Origin of the sequence: Oerskovia sp. NPDC056781, from assembly GCF_042789955.1 — a bacterium.
GTDB lineage: Bacteria > Actinomycetota > Actinomycetes > Actinomycetales > Cellulomonadaceae > Oerskovia > Oerskovia rustica.
Window position 1 is genome coordinate 1 of the sequence record NZ_JBHUAD010000095.1, and the last position, 14,283, is coordinate 14,283.

Genomic DNA, 14,283 nt, shown 5'->3' on the forward strand with positions numbered 1-14,283 from the left:
CCGGGGGGGCGCCCACCGGGTCGGTGGACGCCCCACGGCGCGTCATGCGTGCTGTCGGCCGGGTCGGTCAGGCGCGCAGCGCGTCGGCCGCCTCACGTGAGGCTGTGCGGGCGGCCGTGAGCAGCGCTCCGGCGTCCGGTCCCGCGGCGAGGACGCCGCGCGACGAGGAGGCGAGCACCTGACGACGAGCGTCGCCGAACACCGCGGCGAGCTCGGCCGCGCCCGCGCCCTGCGCACCGACGCCGGGCGCCAGGAGCGGACCGTTGACGGCAGGAAGGTCCACCCCGGTGTTGCGGGCCGCGTCACCGATGGTCGCGCCAACGACCAGGCCGATCGAGCCGAGCGGCTCGATCCCCTCGTTGAGCGCGGCGGCTTCGGCGGCGATGCGCGCGGCGACCGACCGGACGTCGACCCCTGCGCCCGTGCGGGCGTGCTGGACCTCAGCCCCCTCCGGGTTGGACGTGAGGCACAGCACGAACAACCCGCGCCCCGTCTCGAGCGCGGCCTCCACGGCCGGGCTCAGGGACCCGAAGCCCAGGTACGGGGAGACCGTCAGGGCGTCGCCCGCGAGCGGCGAACCGTCCCGCAGGTAGGCGTCGGCGTACCCGGCCATGGTCGAGCCGATGTCCCCGCGCTTGGCGTCGACGATCGTGAGCGTCCCGGAGGGGCCCGCAGCCGCGGCGGCCGCGAGCACCTCCTCGAGGGCCGCGACGCCGCGCGACCCGTGCCGCTCGAACAGGGCCGACTGGGGCTTGAGGGCCGCGACCTGCCCGCCCACGGCGTCCACGACCCGCAGGCCGAACTCGCGGAGCCCTGTGGCGTCGTCGGGCAGGCCCCAGGCCGCGAGCAGACCCGGGTGAGGGTCGATGCCCACGCACAGCGGCCCGTGCGCGTCCATGGCCTCGGCGAGCCGCTCCCCGAAGGGGCGGCGCGCCGCGCTCACAGCGCTCACGCGTCCGCCTCGGCCTTGCGCGCGGCCGTGGCGGCCGTGTGCTCCTGCAGGCTCCACACGTCGAACGGGCCCGCGAGGACCGCCTCGATGCCCTGGACCGCGGCCGCGAGCTGCTGGGTCGTCGTGACGATCGGCTTGTCCGCCGCGGTCGTGGCCGCACGGATCTCGTAGCCGTCGGCGCGCGCGCCCTGGCCCGACGGCGTGTTGATGACCATGTCGACCTTGCCCTCGGTGATGAGGTCGACGATCGTGGGCTCGCCGTCGGCGCCGCGGCCCGCGGAGAACTTGCGCACGATCGTGGCCGGGATGCCGTTGCGGCGCAGCACACCGGCGGTGCCCTGGGTCGCGAGGATCTCGAAACCCATCTCCGTCAGGCGCTTGACCGGGAAGACGATCGAGCGCTTGTCGCGGTCCGCGACCGACACGAAGACCGAGCCCGAGGTCGGGAGGCCGCCGAAGGCCGCGGCCTGCGACTTCGCGAACGCGCGAGGGAAGTCGCGGTCGAAGCCCATGACCTCACCCGTCGAGCGCATCTCGGGGCCGAGCACCGTGTCGACCACGACGCCGTCGGTCGTGCGGAAGCGCTTGAACGGCAGCACGGCCTCCTTGACGGCGATCGGCGAGTCGAGGTCGAGGTGCCCGCCGTCGCCCTCGGCCGGCAGGACGCCGCTCCGGCGCAGGTCGGCGATGGACTCGCCGACCATGACGCGCGCCGCGGCCTTGGCCAGCGAGACCCCCGTCGCCTTGGAGACGAACGGCACCGTGCGCGAGGCACGCGGGTTCGCCTCCAGGACGTACAGGACGTCCGAGACGAGCGCGTACTGCACGTTGAGCAGGCCGCGCACGCCCACGCCCTTCGCGATGGCCTCGGTCGAGCGGCGGATGCGCTCGATCTCGGCCTCGCTCAGCGACACCGGGGGCAGCACGCATGCCGAGTCGCCCGAGTGGATGCCGGCCTCCTCGATGTGCTCCATGACGCCGCCCAGGTACAGCTCGGTGCCGTCGTAGAGCGCGTCGACGTCGATCTCCATGGCGTCGTCGAGGAAGCGGTCGATGAGCAGCGGCGCGGGCAGCGAGCCCGTCGTCGTGCGGTCGTCCGTCGCGGCGGCGTGCAGCGCACGCTCGACGTAGCCCGTGAGCTGCTCGGCCGAGTACACGATCTCCATGCCGCGCCCGCCCAGCACGTAGGACGGGCGGACCAGCACCGGGTAGCCGATGCCCTCGGCGACCTCACGGGCCTGCGCGAGCGACGTGGCCGTGCCGAACGCCGGTGCGGGCAGGCCCGCCTCGGCGAGCACGCGGCCGAAGACCCCACGGTCCTCCGCGGCATCGATCGCCTCGGGCGAGGTGCCCAGGATCGGCAGGCCCGCGTCCGCCAGACGCTGCGCGAGCCCCAGCGGCGTCTGGCCGCCGAGCTGCACGATGACGCCCGCGACCGGGCCCGCGGCGAGCTCGGCCTGGTACACCTCGAGCACGTCCTCGAACGTGAGCGGCTCGAAGTACAGGCGGTCCGAGGTGTCGTAGTCGGTCGAGACCGTCTCCGGGTTGCAGTTGACCATCACGGTCTCGTACTCGCCCTTGAGGGCGAGCGTCGCGTGCACGCACGAGTAGTCGAACTCGATGCCCTGCCCGATGCGGTTCGGGCCCGAGCCCAGGATCAGGACGGCCGGGCGCTCGCGCGGGGAGACCTCGGTCTCGAGGTCGTACGTCGAGTAGTGGTACGGGGTCTTGGCCTCGAACTCGGCCGCGCACGTGTCGACCGTCTTGTAGACCGGGCGGACGTCCAGCGCGTAGCGGACCTCACGGACCGTCGACTCCCCCGCCGCGCCCATGCCGCGCAGCTTCGCGACCTGCGCGTCGGACAGGCCGTGGCGCTTGGCCTGGACCAGCACGTCGCGCGTCAGGGCGTCGGCCTGCGCGACCTCGGCCGCGACCTCGTTGACGAGCTGGATCTGGTCGAGGTACCACGGGTCGATCTTGGTGGCCTCGAAGACCTGCTCGATGCTCGCCCCGGCGCGCAGCGCCTGCTGGGTCGCGATCAGACGCCCCTCCGTGGGACGGGCGATCTCCACCAGCAGCGCGTCGAGCTCCTCGCCCGAGACCGGCTCGCCGTCCCAGTGGAACACCGCGCCGCCCTTGTCGATCGAGCGCAGCGCCTTGCCGAGCGCCTCGGTGAAGTTGCGGCCCATCGCCATGGCCTCGCCCACCGACTTCATGGTCGTCGTGAGCGTGTCGTCCGCGGCGGGGAACTTCTCGAACGCGAACCGCGGCACCTTGACCACGACGTAGTCGAGCGTCGGCTCGAACGACGCGGGCGTCGAGCCCGTGATGTCGTTGGGGATCTCGTCGAGCGTGTAGCCGATGGCGAGCTTCGCGGCGATCTTCGCGATCGGGAAGCCCGTCGCCTTCGACGCGAGCGCCGACGAGCGCGACACGCGCGGGTTCATCTCGATGACGATGACGCGCCCGGTCTCCGGGTGCACCGCGTACTGGATGTTGCAGCCGCCCGTGTCGACGCCCACCTCGCGGATGACCGCGATGCCGATGTCGCGCAGCTTCTGGAACTCACGGTCCGTGAGCGTCAGCGCGGGGGCCACCGTGATCGAGTCGCCCGTGTGGACGCCGACCGGGTCGACGTTCTCGATCGAGCAGATCACGACGACGTTGTCCGCCGTGTCGCGCATGAGCTCGAGCTCGTACTCCTTCCACCCGAGGATCGACTCCTCGAGGAGGACCTCGGTCGTGGGCGAGTAGTGCAGGCCCTGGCCGACGATGCGGCGCAGGTCCTGCTCGTCGTACGCGATGCCGCTGCCGAGGCCGCCCATGGTGAAGGACGGGCGCACGACCATGGGGTACCCCAGGGAGTCGGCGGCCGCGACGGCCTCCTCGATCGTGTGGATGATCTCCGAGCGGGCCGACTCGCCGCCGCACTTCTCGACGACCTCCTTGAACTGCTGGCGGTCCTCGCCCTTCTCGATCGCGGCGATGTTCGCACCGATGAGCTCGACTCCGTACTTCTCGAGCACACCGGCCTCGTCGAGCGCGATCGCCGCGTTGAGCGCCGTCTGCCCGCCCAGGGTCGCGAGGACCGCGTCCGGGCGCTCCTTGGCGATGATGGTCGTCAGGACCTCGGTCGTGAGCGGCTCGACGTACGTCGCGTCCGCGAACTCCGGGTCCGTCATGATCGTGGCCGGGTTCGAGTTCACCAGGACGACCCGCAGGCCCTCCTCCTTGAGCGCCCGGATGGCCTGGGTGCCCGAGTAGTCGAACTCGCAGGCCTGGCCGATGACGATCGGGCCGGACCCGATGACCAGGACGCTGTTGATGTCAGTTCTGCGAGGCACTGGTCAGTTCTCCTTTGCGGACGCCTGCGGCGTGGCGGCCGAGAGGCCGGCGGCAGAGGCCGCGCCGGACGTCATGAGGTCGAGGAAGCGGTCGAAGAGGTAGGCGGCGTCGTGCGGGCCGGCGGCTGCCTCAGGGTGGTACTGGACCGAGAACGCGGGGATGTCGAGGCACTCGAGCCCCTCCACCACGTCGTCGTTGAGCCCGATGTGCGAGACGACGACACGGCCGTAGCGACCACCGTCGTGCGGCGCGGTCGCCTGCTCCCCGATCGGGGCGTCGACCGCGAAGCCGTGGTTCTGGGACGTGATCTCGACCTTGCGCGTGGCGAGGTCCATCACGGGCTGGTTGATGCCGCGGTGGCCGTACGCGAGCTTGTACGTGCCGAAGCCCAGCGCACGGCCCAGGATCTGGTTGCCGAAGCAGATGCCGAAGTACGGCAGGCGGCGGTCGAGGACCTCGCGCAGCAGCGTGACCTCGTGCGTCGCGGCGCTCGGGTCGCCGGGGCCGTTCGAGAAGAACACGCCGTCGGGCTCGAGGGCCAGGACGTCCTCGATCGTCGACGCCGAGGGCACGACGTGCACGCGGATCCCGCGCTCCGACAGGCGCTGCGGCGTCATCGACTTGATGCCGAGGTCCACCGCCACGACCGTCTTGAGCGGATCCTTGCCGGCGAACGCCCCCGAGGGCTCGACCACGTAGGCCGTGGGGGTGCTGACCTCGCGGGCCAGGTCCGCCCCGGCCATCGCGGGGGCCGAGCGGACGAGCTCGACGAGCTCCTCTGTCGGGCGCCGGTAGCCGTCGCGCACCAGCGCCTCGCCCGAGAAGACGCCGGCGCGCATCACACCCCGGTCGCGCAGGTGACGGGTCAGCGCACGCGTGTCGACGTCGCTGATCCCCACGACGCCCTGCTCGACGAGCTCGTCGGTCAGGGAGCCGGCCGAGCGCCAGTTCGACGGGCGGCGCGCAGGGTCGCGCACCACGAAGCCGCTGACCCAGATCTTGCGCGACTCGGGGTCGTCGTCGTTGACCCCGGTGTTGCCGATGTGGGGCGCCGTCATGACGACGATCTGCCGGTGGTAGGACGGGTCGGTCAACGTCTCCTGGTAGCCGGTCATGCCGGTGTTGAAGACGATCTCGCCGAACGTCGTGCCGCGGGCCCCGAAGGCGCGACCGGTCAGGGTCGTCCCGTCCTCGAGGACCAGGACCGCGGTCCGGTCGGCGTCCAGGGCGTCCGTGCTGGGGGTCGAGATGCTCACTGCTGCGGCTCCTTCGAGTCGTCGTTCGGTGCGCTGTCGGCGGCGGGAAGTAGCTCGCGGACTGCGTTCAGGAGGGTGGCACGGTCCGGGGCGAGCTGGGTCCGGAGTCCAGTATCCAAGCGGGTGGCCGGGGCGTCCCCGGCGGCGGGCACCGTCCACGTCAGCACGACCAGGCCGTCCTTGCCGACGTACTTGCCCGCCATGCCCGGGGCCAGCGTCACGGCCTCCAGGGCGCTCGCGGCCACGAACAGGTCCGGGGCGCCCTGGCGGGCGATCAGGACCCCGCCGCGGTGCACGGTCACGGTCGCGTTCGACCGGAAACCGAGCCGGTGGGCCCCGACGCGGGCGAGCCAGTCCCCCGCGAGCGTGCTGGACACGTAGACCGCGGTGAACGGGCCCGCGACGACCTCGCCGAGGTCGCCCTCCGGGACCGCGGGCGGGGCCGGGACGGTCTGGGCCGTGCGGGTCGTCAGGCGCTTGAGCCCCACGAAGACGACGGCGAGCAGGACGAGGCCGATGACGACCCAGATGCCGACCGCGACGGGCAGGGGGAGGTTCACGCGCGGACCCCCACGACCTGCTCGACGGGCGCGCCGTCCAGGACGGTCGCACGACCGCGCAGGAACGTCGCGACGACACGGCCCGGGAGCTCGTGGCCGTGGAAGGGCGTGTTGGTGCTGGCCGTGACCTGCGAGCGGCCGTCGACCACGCGGCGGGCCGCCGGGTCCACGAGGACCACGTTGGCGGGCTCGCCGACCTCGAGGGGGCGGCCCTGCGCCGTCGGGCCCTCGTCGATGCGGCCGATCCGCGCCGGCGCGGCCGACAGGACGCGCGCCACGTCGGCCCAGGTCATGCGGCCCGCGTCGACCATGGTCTGCTGCACGACGCTCAGGGCCGTCTCCAGACCGGTCATCCCGAACGCGGCCGCGGCCCACTCGCAGTCCTTGTCCTCGCGCGTGTGCGGCGCGTGGTCGGTCGCGACGATGTCGATCGTGCCGTCCGCCAGGCCCTGGCGCACGGCCTCGACGTCCGCGGCGGTGCGCAGCGGCGGGTTGACCTTGAACGTCGGGTCGTAGTCCCGGGCCAGCTCGTCCGTCAGCACCAGGTGGTGCGGCGTGACCTCCGCCGTGACGTCGATCCCGCGGCCCTTGGCCCAACGGATGATCTCGACCGAGCCGGCCGTGGACAGGTGGCACACGTGCAGGCGCGAGCCCACGTGCTCGGCGAGCAGCACGTCGCGCGCGATGATCGCCTCCTCGGCGACCGCGGGCCAGCCCGCGAGGCCGAGCTCGGCCGAGACGACGCCCTCGTTCATCTGGGCGCCCTCCGTGAGGCGCGGCTCCTGCGCGTGCTGGGCCACGACGCCGTCGAAGGCCTTGACGTACTCCAGGGCGCGGCGCATGAGGATCGGGTCCCAGACGCACTTGCCGTCGTCGGAGAAGACGCGCACGCGCGCGGCCGAGTCCGCCATGGCGCCGAGCTCGGCGAGCTGGTGGCCCTCGAGGCCGACGCTGACCGCGCCGACCGGGTGGACGTCGACCCAGCCCGCGTCGCGCCCGATGCGCCACACCTGCTCGACGACGCCCGCGGTGTCCGCGACCGGGGTCGTGTTGGCCATGGCGTGCACGGCCGTGAAGCCGCCCACGGCCGCGGCGCGCGTGCCCGAGACGATGGTCTCGGCGTCCTCGCGGCCCGGCTCGCGCAGGTGCGTGTGCAGGTCGACGAGGCCGGGCAGGGCGACCAGGCCGGTCGCGTCGACGGCCGTCTCGTCGTCCGCCACGGGGCTGTGCGCCGCGCGGACCTCGGTGATCACGCCGCCCGCGAGGACGAGGTCGACCGGGTCGGCGCCCAGCGGGGCCGCGCCCTGCAGGACGTAGGTGGGGTTCGTGGTCTGCTCGCTCATTCGAGTCCAGCCCTTTCCTTCGATGCGTCGCCCGCGAGGAGCAGGTAGAGGACGGCCATGCGGACCGCCACGCCGTTGGCGACCTGCTCGACGATCACCGCTCGCGGCGAGTCGGCGGCCTCGGCGGAGATCTCCAGGCCACGGTTCATGGGGCCGGGGTGCATGACGATCGCGTGGTCCGGTAGGAGTGCCAGGCGGCGCCCGTCGAGGCCGTAGTTGCGCGTGTACTCGAGCGGGTTGGGGAAGAACGCTCCCCCGCCCGCGCCCGAACCGCTCATGCGCTCGCGCTGGACGCGGAGCATCATCACGGCGTCGGGGGCGGTCTCGGCGAGGACCTCGTCGAGGTGGTACGACACGTCGCACGGCCACGTCTCGACACCCACGGGCACGAGCGTGGGCGGTGCGACCAGGGTGACCTGCGCGCCGAGCGTGTGCAGCAGGTGGACGTTGGAGCGCGCCACGCGCGAGTGCAGCACGTCGCCCACGACCGCGATCCTGAGGCCCGCGAGGTCCTGGCCGGTCGGGTCACCCGCGACCGACGCGCCCGCGGCGCCGCGCCCCACGAGGTGGCGGCGCATCGTGAAGGCGTCGAGCAGCGCCTGCGTCGGGTGCTGGTGCATCCCGTCGCCCGCGTTGACCACGGCCGCCTCGACCCAGCCCGCGTGCGCGAGCGTGTGCGGCGCACCCGAGGCCTGGTGGCGGATCACGACCGCGTCGGCGCCCATGGCCTGGAGCGTGAGGGCCGTGTCCTTGAGCGACTCGCCCTTGGAGACGCTCGAGCCCTTGGCCGAGAAGTTGATGACGTCGGCCGACAGGCGCTTGGCCGCGGTCTCGAACGAGATGCGGGTGCGCGTCGAGTCCTCGAAGAACAGGTTGACGACCGTGCGACCGCGCAGCGTCGGGAGCTTCTTGATCTCCCGCGACTGCGTGGCGGCCATCTGGGCGGCCGTGTCGAGGATACGGATGGCGTCGGCGCGCGCGAGGTCCGCGGTGGACAGCAGGTGCTTCATCGGGTGCCCTCGCTGGAGGTGGAGGTGGGCCGCTGGCTGATGAGGACGGCGTCGGTGACGGGCTCGCCGGCCGCGTCGGGTGCGCCGTCGGTCTCGACGAGGCGCACGCTCACGCGCTCCGACAGGGACGTGGGCAGGTTCTTGCCCACGTAGTCGGGGCGGATCGGCAGCTCGCGGTGGCCGCGGTCGACCAGTGCGGCGAGCTGGACCGCGCGGGGGCGGCCGATGTCGCTGATCGCGTCGAGCGCGGCCCGGATGGTGCGCCCCGAGAACAGCACGTCGTCGACCAGGACGACGACCTTGCCGTCGATGCCGGACGCGGGCAGGCGCGTGGCGCCGATGGTCCGCACGGGGTGCCGGTGGAGGTCGTCGCGGTACATCGTGACGTCGAGCTCTCCGACGACGTCCGCGGGCACGAGGCCGGGCTCGATCGTCGCGAGGCGCTCGGCGAGCCGCTCGGCCAGGGGGACGCCGCGCGTCGGGATGCCCAGGAGGACCACGTCGTGCGCGCCCTTGTTGCGCTCGACGACCTCGTGCGCGATGCGGGTCAGTGCCCGCGCGATCTCGGCTTCGCCGAGAACGGTGGTCACGCCGTCCGAGGGGTCCTCGGGGGTGACGGTCGGTTCGGAAGATGGCACAGCAGGCCCAGAACTCATTCTGGTGACCTCCTTCCCCGCCTCACTGGACGGGTGTTAAAGGAAATCTGACGCCTTCACCCTACCTCTCGCCCGGACCGGGTCCGGGTGCTTCTCACGGGCTGGGCGGGCGTCGTTGATCACACAGGGGCCGCAGGCCGCACGGCGCCTCGGGACGCGGTGCCGACGGGTGCCGACGGGTGCCGACGCGTGCTGACGGGCGCCGACGCGTGCCCGACAGGCCTTCCACGAGGCCGCACGCACGTGTGCCGGCCCCGCCACGAGGGCGGGACCGGCACACTGGCACCTGGCGTCGCCTGGCGCGGGCGCTGGGCCGCGCGCCGGGGGACGCCCGACGGTGTCCGGGCCTCAGGCCAGGATCGTCGGCTTCATCTCCTCGATGCGGGCCAGCAGGCCGTTGACGAAGCTCGGCGAGTCGTCCGTGGACAGCTCGCGGGCCAGGTCGACGGCCTCGTCGATCGCGACGGCGTCGGGGACGTCGTCGTTGTAGAGGATCTCCCAGCTGCCGATGCGCAGGAGCGCGCGGTCGACCGCGGGCATGCGGTCGAGCGTCCACCCGTGCGAGTAGGTCTCGAGCAGCTCGTCGATCCGCTCGCGGTGCGCCAGGACGCCCTCGACGAGGTCCACGCTGTACTGCGGAAGGGGCGTCTGGGTGCCCGAGTCGACGACCCGGTCGGCGAGGAGGGTCTGCGGGTCCAGCTGGCGCTGCTCGGCCTCGAAGAGGACGTCGAGCGCGCGCTTGCGTGCCTTGGTTCGTGCACCCACGTCAGTCGTTCACGCGCCCCAGGTAGGAGCCGTCACGGGTGTCGACCTTGACCTTGGTGCCCTGCTCGAGGAAGAGCGGGACCTGGATCTGGGCGCCGGTCTCGAGGGTCGCGGGCTTGGTGCCACCGGTCGAGCGGTCGCCCTGCAGGCCCGGCTCGGTGTAGGTGATCTCCAGGACGACCGACGGCGGGAGCTCGATGTAGAGCGGGACGCCCTCGTTGGTCGCGACGAGCGCGTTCTGGCTCTCGAGCATGTAGTTGGCGGCGTCGCCGACGGTCGCGGCCGGGACCGTGATCTGGTCGTACGTCGAGGTGTCCATGAAGACGAAGTCGTCGCCGTCCTTGTACAGGTACTGCATGTCGCGCTTGTCGACGTTCGCGGTCTCGATCTTGAGGCCGGCGTTGAAGGTCTTGTCGACGGTCTTGCCGGACAGGACGTTCTTCATCTTGGTGCGAACGAAGGCGCCACCCTTGCCGGGCTTGACGTGCTGGAACTCGATGATGGTCCACAGCTGGCCGTCGAGCTTGAGCACGGTGCCGTTCTTGATGTCGTTGGTCGTCGCCACGTTCGGTCTTCCTGTCGCGTTGTCATGGTGCTGCCGTCGGGGTGCCTCACCGCGCGATCCGCGTGCGAGCCACTGATGCGCACACGTTCGGGTGCGCGCCCTGGCGGTAGCCGGCCTTCCCTGGCGGGCTCCCCGGGGCTTCGCTGGGCACACGTCCGTGCTGCGAGTTCTCAGGGGCCGCGAAAGGCCCGGTCCAGTCTACCGGAGGACTCCAAGGATCGCTGCGCCCAGCAGTCCGGTCGCCGCGGCCCAGATCGTCGAGGCGAGCGTGCCGATCAGGAAGCGCTCGGCGCCGACCGGGTGCTCGCGCAGCTCGGGGTAGCGCCCGAGGCCCTTGATGGCGACCACGACGGCGATCCCGGCCGGATATCCGGCGAGCAGGCAGCCCGTGATCGCGAGGCGTTCGAGGATGCCGATCCAGGTCCCGCCGCGCAGCGTCTGGACGGCTTCGGTGCCCACGGGCCCGCCAGGGTCCGACGGCGTCGCACCGGTCGCCGGGTCGGGTGCCCACGGCACGGGGGCCGGGCCGGGCGGCTCTGCCGGGGGCGGAGGCGGTACGGGAGCGCTCGCCACCGTGCGCGGGCCTGCGGCCGGGACGACGCGGCCGGGAGGCGGGGGGACGGGTCCGGGGTCGCGTGCGGGCGGGACCTCTCCCTCCGCCTCGGACCGGCGGGCGGCGGCGCGCAGGACCCACGGCGTCACGAGCATGCCGCCCAGCACGCTCAGCACGAGCGTCGCCAGCGCGACCCCTGCGACGGCCAACCCTGTGGTGAAGCTCATGCGTCTGCCTCCTGGAGGAGCCTGGTCACGACCGGCCGGACGGCCGCTTCCTCGGACCACAGGCTCGCGCGCAGCCGTTGGCTCACGGCCTGCTCGCTGATCCCGAGGTCTCGGGCCACATCCTTCTGGGTGCCACCCACGCGCGCCAGCGCGTCCACGACCTCCCATCCCGCCGGAGTGCGACGGGCGCCCACGGCGAGCAGGAGCCGCAGGAGCGCCTCGACCTCCCCCGCCGCTGCCGGTTCCGGCCCCTCGACCGCGAGCGGGACGTGGGTGCCGCGGGACTTTGCCCGCTCGACCGCGGCCCGGGCGTGCACGAACGCCGACCCGGACGCCTCGCGCGAGGCCGCGGGCAGACGCCCTCCCGGACCCGGCAGCACGGCCCCGATGCCGAGGCCCGTGCTCCATCCTCCCCACCTGCCCAGGGCGAGGACGACCTCCACGACGAGCGCGGCGTCGTCGAGCACGGCCTGGACCTCGTCGCCGACGGTACGGTCGAAGCCGATGACCACCCCGTCGCGTTCTCCGAAGGGCGCAAGGGCGGCCAGCACCTCCGGCACGAGGTCGCCTCGGCGGGTGCTGGCCCTCTGGTCCACGGTCAGGACGAACATCCGTCCACCGTAGACCCTTGATTCACTGCTCACAAGGTCAGGGCCTTGATATCGTAGTATCAAGTCCACAGACTTGAGACCTGGGGATCTAGTCCCCGAGCCTCGACACGATCGCGAGCACCGCCAGGCGGTACGAGTCGAACCCGAACCCGGCCACCGTCCCCGTCGCCACCCCGCCGATGACCGAGTTGTGCCGGAACTCCTCGCGCGCGGCAGGGTTGCTCAGGTGCACCTCGACCAGCAGCAGGCCCGCCTTGGTCACCTGTGCGGCCGCGTCGCGCAGCGCGTACGAGTAGTGCGTGAACGCCGCCGGGTTGAGCACCACGTGCGCGCCGTCGTCGACCGCGCCGTGCAGCCACCCGACCAGCTCCGACTCGTCGTCCGTCTGACGCACCTGGACCTCGAGGCCGTTCTCCGCCCCCCACCGCTCCCCCGCCGCGACCAGGTCGGCGTACGACGCCGCCCCGTAGACGTCGGGCTCGCGGACGCCCAGGCGACCGAGGTTGGGACCGTTGAGGATGAGGACACGAGTCATGCGCAGAGCCTAGCGGGGCCCGGGGCGCCGCCGCGGTGAGCGTCCGCGGAGGAGCTCGCCGAGTGTGCACCTCGGGCTGTCGATCGCCGACCGTGACCGCCCGAACTGCACACTCGGCGAGAAGATGCCCGCCCACCCGTCCGTCCGTCGCCCCGTGTTCACCGTCACGCCCGCCGGACGGTCTACGATGCGCGCGTGCCAGATCACACGAACGTGACCCCCGCCACACCCGACGGTGACGCCCCCAGCGCCCCCGACACGGGCGGCGACGCCCCCACGCAGCCGCCCGCCGTCGGACGCCGCCAGGTCCTCGCCTGGTCCCTGTGGGACTGGGGGTCGGCCGCGTTCAACGCCGTCGTCACGACCTTCGTCTTCACGCGCTGGATCACGAGCGACGCGTTCGTCGAGGCCGGCGCGGCCGACCCCCAGGCCGTCATGGCCGACCACACCGCGTGGCTCGGCTGGGGGCTCACCATCGCCGGGGCCCTCATCGCCCTGCTCGCGCCCGCGCTCGGGGCGCTCGCGGACGCCTCGGGGCGCCGCAAGGTGTGGCTCGGGGTCAACACCGCGGCGACCGTCGCGGCCATGGTCGCGATGTTCTTCGTCCAGCCGACCCCCGGGTCCCTGTCCGACGCCGTGATACTGGGCGTCGTGCTGCTCTCGGCGGGCAACGTCTTCTTCGAGCTGGCCTCGGTCGCGTACAACGCGTTGCTGCTCGACATCTCCACGCCGCGCACGATCGGGCGCATCAGCGGCATCGGGTGGGGCGCCGGGTACGTCGGCGGGATCGTGCTGCTGCTCGTGCTGTTCGTCGGCTTCATCAACCCCGAGGTGGGCTGGTTCGGGATCACGGGCGCCGACGGCATGGACATCCGGGTCAGCGTCCTGCTGTCCGCCGTGTGGTTCGCGGTGTTCGCGATCCCCGTGCTCCTCACCGTCCCCGAGTCGCCGCGCCGCGGAGGAGTGGCCCCCATCGGCGTCGTGGGCGCCTATCGCAAGCTCGGCCGCGACCTGGTGCACCTGTGGCGCACGCGTCGCTCGACGCTCGGCTACCTGGTCGCGAGCGCCGTCTACCGCGACGGCCTGGCGGGCGTCTTCACGTTCGGCGCCGTGATCGCGTCGGGCACGTTCGGCTTCAGCGCGAGCGAGGTCATCGTGTTCGCCATCGCGGCGAACGTCGTCGCGGGCCTGTCCACGATCGCAGCCGGGTGGCTCGACGACAGGATCGGCCCGCGCCGGGTGATCCTCGGCTCGCTCGTGGGCCTCGTGATCTCCGGCACCGCGGTCTTCGTCCAGCACGACGGCGGCGCGAGCGTCTTCTGGCTGTGGGGCCTGCTGCTGTGCGCGTTCGTCGGCCCGGCCCAGTCCGCGAGCCGCGGGCTCCTCGGACGGATCAGCGACGAGGGCCGCGAGGCCGAGGCGTTCGGCCTGTACGCGACCACGGGGCGCGCGGCGAGCTTCCTGGCCCCCATGGCGTTCGCGACCATGGTCGCCGTGTCCGGCCAGCAGTACTGGGGCATCCTGGGGATCGTCGCCGTGATCCTCGTGGGCCTCGTGCTCATGCTCTTCGTGCGCTTCCCCGCCGGGGACGGCGTCGACGGCGGCAAGGACCTCGCGGCGGTGCCCGCGGGGGCGGCAGGGTCGTCGAGCCGGTCATGACAGACACGTCAGGCACAGCAGGCACAGCAGGCGTGACGGGCACGCCGGCGTCGGAGCTGTCCTGGGAGCCCGACCGGCTGCTCGCAGGGTTCGAGGCCGCGACCCTGCTCACCGGCGGGCCCCCGCCCGCCGCGCGAAACGGCCTCCTCTCGCTCGTCCCTCCCCTGCCCCGCCGGACCGCGAGCGCCGCCACGGACCGCGACGCGGACCCCGGGGCCGCGACGGTCCCTGAGGCCGTGCCTGCGC

The 14,283-nt window shown here is 72.7% G+C and carries 14 protein-coding genes; 2 read left to right on the forward strand and 12 right to left on the reverse strand.

The window, feature by feature from the left end:
• Window positions 1–67: 67 nt before the first annotated feature.
• The 12 genes from pyrF to ACFRCR_RS10220 form a co-directional block, all read right to left on the reverse strand.
• Window positions 68–952, reverse strand: coding sequence for an orotidine-5'-phosphate decarboxylase (pyrF, locus tag ACFRCR_RS10165; protein WP_377677243.1), 885 nt, complete (start codon window positions 950–952; stop codon window positions 68–70).
• Window positions 949–4,296, reverse strand: coding sequence for a carbamoyl-phosphate synthase large subunit (gene carB, locus ACFRCR_RS10170; RefSeq protein WP_377677245.1), 3,348 nt, complete (start codon window positions 4,294–4,296; stop codon window positions 949–951). Before carB ends, pyrF begins: the two co-directional genes overlap by 4 nt.
• A gap of 3 nt (window positions 4,297–4,299) precedes the next feature.
• Window positions 4,300–5,553 carry a glutamine-hydrolyzing carbamoyl-phosphate synthase small subunit gene (gene carA, locus ACFRCR_RS10175; RefSeq protein WP_377677247.1) on the reverse strand — a complete coding sequence of 418 codons (1,254 nt, stop codon included), beginning with the start codon at window positions 5,551–5,553 and terminating at the stop codon, window positions 4,300–4,302.
• Window positions 5,550–6,113: a hypothetical protein gene (locus ACFRCR_RS10180; RefSeq protein ID WP_377677248.1), complete on the reverse strand. Its 564-nt coding sequence runs from the start codon at window positions 6,111–6,113 to the stop codon at window positions 5,550–5,552. Before ACFRCR_RS10180 ends, carA begins: the two co-directional genes overlap by 4 nt.
• Window positions 6,110–7,456 carry a dihydroorotase gene (locus ACFRCR_RS10185; protein WP_377677249.1) on the reverse strand — a complete coding sequence of 449 codons (1,347 nt, stop codon included), beginning with the start codon at window positions 7,454–7,456 and terminating at the stop codon, window positions 6,110–6,112. Before ACFRCR_RS10185 ends, ACFRCR_RS10180 begins: the two co-directional genes overlap by 4 nt.
• Window positions 7,453–8,466: an aspartate carbamoyltransferase catalytic subunit gene (locus tag ACFRCR_RS10190; RefSeq protein WP_377677251.1), complete on the reverse strand. Its 1,014-nt coding sequence runs from the start codon at window positions 8,464–8,466 to the stop codon at window positions 7,453–7,455. Before ACFRCR_RS10190 ends, ACFRCR_RS10185 begins: the two co-directional genes overlap by 4 nt.
• A complete protein-coding gene (gene pyrR, locus ACFRCR_RS10195; RefSeq protein ID WP_377677252.1) occupies window positions 8,463–9,122 on the reverse strand; it encodes a bifunctional pyr operon transcriptional regulator/uracil phosphoribosyltransferase PyrR in 660 nt (219 codons plus the stop codon). Before pyrR ends, ACFRCR_RS10190 begins: the two co-directional genes overlap by 4 nt.
• Window positions 9,123–9,470: 348 nt before the next feature.
• Window positions 9,471–9,887: a transcription antitermination factor NusB gene (nusB, locus tag ACFRCR_RS10200; RefSeq protein WP_138824391.1), complete on the reverse strand. Its 417-nt coding sequence runs from the start codon at window positions 9,885–9,887 to the stop codon at window positions 9,471–9,473.
• Between the two features lies 1 nt (window position 9,888).
• Window positions 9,889–10,452, reverse strand: a complete 564-nt coding sequence (efp, locus tag ACFRCR_RS10205) for an elongation factor P (RefSeq protein WP_138824390.1) — start codon at window positions 10,450–10,452, stop codon at window positions 9,889–9,891.
• A gap of 198 nt (window positions 10,453–10,650) precedes the next feature.
• Complete coding sequence (locus ACFRCR_RS10210; RefSeq protein WP_377677253.1) at window positions 10,651–11,232, reverse strand: hypothetical protein; 582 nt, start codon at window positions 11,230–11,232, stop codon at window positions 10,651–10,653.
• Entirely contained in the window at window positions 11,229–11,843 is a 615-nt protein-coding gene (locus ACFRCR_RS10215) for a hypothetical protein (protein ID WP_377677255.1), read from the reverse strand. The genes ACFRCR_RS10210 and ACFRCR_RS10215 overlap by 4 nt, the downstream gene beginning before the upstream one ends.
• An 88-nt stretch (window positions 11,844–11,931) precedes the next feature.
• A complete protein-coding gene (locus ACFRCR_RS10220) occupies window positions 11,932–12,378 on the reverse strand; it encodes a type II 3-dehydroquinate dehydratase (protein WP_377677257.1) in 447 nt (148 codons plus the stop codon).
• A gap of 195 nt (window positions 12,379–12,573) precedes the next feature.
• Here ACFRCR_RS10220 and ACFRCR_RS10225 point away from each other — a divergent pair, with 195 nt between their 5' ends.
• Window positions 12,574–14,037 (forward strand): MFS transporter, encoded by a 1,464-nt coding sequence (locus ACFRCR_RS10225; RefSeq protein ID WP_377677259.1) that lies wholly within the window; start codon window positions 12,574–12,576, stop codon window positions 14,035–14,037.
• On the forward strand, window positions 14,034–14,283 hold a 250-nt coding region (locus ACFRCR_RS10230; RefSeq protein WP_377677261.1), incomplete at its 3' end, for a hypothetical protein. The genes ACFRCR_RS10225 and ACFRCR_RS10230, both read left to right, overlap by 4 nt.